Origin of the sequence: Acinetobacter sp. YH01019, assembly GCF_013420285.1 — a bacterium.
Lineage (GTDB): Bacteria > Pseudomonadota > Gammaproteobacteria > Pseudomonadales > Moraxellaceae > Acinetobacter > Acinetobacter gandensis.
This window is the reverse complement of the sequence record NZ_VOYM01000142.1, coordinates 1-3,695: the sequence shown is the minus strand read 5'-3', so window position 1 is coordinate 3,695 and position 3,695 is coordinate 1. Positions and strand designations below refer to the sequence as shown.

Annotated in this window: 4 protein-coding genes; all 4 read right to left on the bottom strand. The window is 35.3% G+C overall.

Going from position 1 to position 3,695, the window contains the following annotated elements:
• Positions 1-193 (bottom strand): transposase (locus FTT84_RS17240; protein ID WP_180081965.1); only part of this gene is annotated, 193 nt, incomplete at its 3' end.
• A gap of 45 nt (positions 194-238) precedes the next feature.
• Positions 239-1,759, bottom strand: a complete 1,521-nt coding sequence (locus FTT84_RS17235) for a fimbria/pilus outer membrane usher protein (protein ID WP_180081963.1) — start codon at positions 1,757-1,759, stop codon at positions 239-241.
• Between the two features lie 5 nt (positions 1,760-1,764).
• Entirely contained in the window at positions 1,765-2,493 is a 729-nt protein-coding gene (locus FTT84_RS17230) for a molecular chaperone (protein ID WP_180081961.1), read from the bottom strand.
• A 91-nt stretch (positions 2,494-2,584) separates the two neighbouring features.
• Entirely contained in the window at positions 2,585-3,082 is a 498-nt protein-coding gene (locus FTT84_RS17225) for a hypothetical protein (RefSeq protein ID WP_180081959.1), read from the bottom strand.
• Positions 3,083-3,695 lie beyond the last annotated feature (613 nt).

Genomic DNA, 3,695 nt, shown 5'->3' with positions numbered 1-3,695 from the left:
TCCCTGGCTTAGCATCAATTAAGCGAATCCATTTGGATACAAGATTTGTATTCAATCCATGTTGCAAAGCGACCGAAGCAATTGAAACGTCCGGTGCTTTACAAGCCTGAACGATCTGCTGTTTAAATTCAGCACTGTATGTTCTTCGCTTTTTGGAAGCAGATGCGATGGATGTCTGGTGATTTGTAGTCATAAATTTTAGTCCCCACTTGTTTTTAAGTGGGGACTAAATTAAGGCTTATAGGATGAATTCATAAGGTGTGTTCAGCGGACGCTTACACTCTTGGAAATAGTTTGCGGTGTACATCAAATTTGAAGTGACTTCCTTACTCACACCAACGGTAAGCATTTTACGGTCATCATTACGAAGTAGCGGATCATCCGTTTCGTATTGGGTTTGTTCGATATAGTTAATATTTAAATTTTGAAAAAATGGAAAATTCGGGAAACTGACATACGCCATGTTTTCAAATTTAGGAAAGATATGCTCATCCTCATACCCTAAAGCACGATAATCTTTAGTGGCATAACGCGAACTCAGACCGAAATTAAATTTACCAAAATTACGACTGACCGAAAGTCCCGCAGAATAACCATCTTGCTCATCAGTTTTGCTGCCTAAAAAAATACTATCGAGCACGAACCAACGATTCACCGCCTGAGTCCAAAGCAAGCCCGCATTTTTTATCTCATCACTATAGGTTGCACTTGCACCTAATGTTGTACGACTAGTCACACCACGACGCAGATAGGCTGAACTAAAAAATTCACGATAATCACTGTTTACTTCATCATAGCGATAACGCAATTTTCCAAGAGAAACGTTGTAATCGTTCAGACCTTCTTTCAATAATTTACTGCTAATCAAAACTGGAAAGCTTCTTACCGTCGTATTGCCCAACACATCTTGCACAACCATTTGCGCTGTTCCTGCGCTTTCAATGTTTGCCCCAGTCTGTAAGTTGTAATCCCCTGGTGAAATCTTTTTTTGATAGATATTCACCCCGTCAATATACAAATCGACAGTCGAAGGCAGTACTGCACTTCCTTTTAAACTTGGAATGTTCCAATAGACAAAGTCTGGACGTGAGGTATAGTCTGTGCCAAAACTTAAACCACCAAATCGCACACCATGGATCAGCGCACTATAAGCAGAAGTGGTATCACCAATAATCAGTTTTGTAGCACTTTTGGCAAAATCGAGTTCAAAGCTACTGTTTAAACGAACAAAATTTTCTTCTTCATAATCATGCCCTTTATTATTACGATAAACGGCATTATTTCTTAAAATCCAATTATCTTTAAAAATGCCCAATTCTGGCAAAGTACCGAAATTACGATTTTCGCTTGTTTTATCGTAATGCATTTCATAGTTTAAGAAGGCACCAAAATTTGCTTTCATTGGCTGGGTGATTAAGGCATCCGTTTCTAGCCCAAAGAAATATTTTGATGGAAGATTAATTTTGATGGCTTGCAATTGAGGATCAAATCCAGACTGAATATCTTGATCCGTTACCAAACAAAATGAATTTTTAGTTGCATGTCGTTTCAGAATTTCTACTTTGATTTGCAGCTTATCAAGATCTGCGCACTCTATATAAAACTTGTTATTTTCAGTCAGTAATAATACTTCGCTCTTGCGGTCTACTTCGTTTACCCAAATACTGGTTGGAAACAAATCATCAGGCATATCAACGGCTTCTGCATGAGCAGAATTAGCACATAAAATACAATATAGAAGCAATGTAATTCTATTCATAGCCACTACTCAACTAAATTAAACTCCAAAGGAGTGTCACCTTTATCTGTTTCCACAACGACTTTATAATTACTAGCGCCTTGTAAAGAAACATTCCCGATGTCGTATTGGTTTTTACCTAATGCCAATAAATATTTCATATCGGAAGATTCAGCGACTGTTTTCTTGCTTTTATCGATGACATAAAGTTTTTGGATTTGAATGTGTGATTTTGCTAAATTTTCAACCTGAATAATGGTGCGACCATTCGATTTTTTAGCAATAAATTTCAAATAAGCGGGTTCTTGTTTGCCGACAAAAAATGGCACATTAATACTTAATAACAGTGCAATTTTCGATTCAGAGTTCGTCACTTGAGGTAGCTCAGTATAAAGAATACGCCATGCTTCTTCTTGTTGTAGGTTCATACTTTCTACAGATTGAGTAAAACCCACACGAACCATTTGTTTTGAATTTGGTTTTAAAATAAAGTTCTTCGGATTGATAATAATATTGGATTCAGGTGAAAGAACATCTTCGCCGGCGGCATTTTGAGTCCATTTAAATGCTTGAGCTTCAAAAATACGTGGTGTCTCATCATCCCCTTTCGACTCCAAAGTAAATGTCGCACTGCGTTGTTTAGCTTTATCGGTTAAATATAACTGCACAGGGCTAATTGAAATACCAGCAAATATTTGAGGACTCAATAAGCAAGTCATTAAACTAAATGAAACGACTTTGAATAAACTTTTCATACACCCACCCCAGTACATTTAAATATTTTTATCAATTCAAAATAAAAAGAAGTTGACCCTAACTGTGTAGAATCAACTCCCTAAATTTGGATTAGTAAGCTACTTTGATATATAAAGTATCTTTGTATGTACCAGCACGTTGAGTACCTGAAATTGTATTTTTTGGAGCTACAGATACTGCAAAGCTATCAACACTCATACCAGTTACAGGTGTAGAACCGATTGGATAATTCACACCACCTTTTGAGGTCGTGATTTTTGTAAATACTTTATCAGTAGTGGTTGCATGTTTAACAAAAGTATCTGCACTTGTACCAGCATTTAGTGTAGATAAATTTAGTGTGTATGGCGTATTCGTTGTTACTTGGAAAGAACTTGAGCCTGTGTAGCTAGTTTCAGCCAATTTAATGTCTTTACCTACCAATAACTCACACGCTTTTAAGATTTCCAATTCAATATCGATTTCACCTTCACACGGTGCACCGCCACATTGTTTAGATTCTTTTGGTTTACCTGCAAATGCAGCTGTTGCAGGAAGTGCTAATGCTGCTGCAGTGATAACTGCAGTTAAAATTTTAGATGTAGACATACCATTTCTCCGCATTCTTTTTTCAAAGAAAATTTATAATTTTTAATACCCTAACTTAGAGTTCCATTCCACTCGGTGTGCTTGAAACATCAACTCCACTTGAGTAAATCCATTCTTATGCATCTCAAAATAAAAAAAACCTATTAGTGAAAAATCACGTGAATATATTAGTTTCTGAAAATATCCTGCATCGTTATAAAAAAAGTATTGTTTTTATTAAATATTTAAAAAAATCTACAAAAAATTCAAAACTGTTAACCAACTCCCAATTTTTTGGTATTTTTTCGTTCTCCCTATTTTTTGGGATAATCTAAGTAACTGTTTTTAATCGTATTTAACAAAAAAATAAGTTTACAATATGTTACACATTCAACAAATTAATCGCAAAATAACTCAAAATCAGCTTTAATTAAAATTTAATTAAATGAATATTCACATATATTTTTTAAGTATACCGATTAAGAATGCAAATCCATCTCAAAATTCGGTGGTGTTTCAAAAAGTATGCTGAAAAAAAGCAGGTTGGATTTTGATAAAATAGAGAAATGCGAATAACTCTAGAAATCAAGTGTCCAGCCTGCCTAAGTGACAGTATAAAGAAAAATGGCATAAA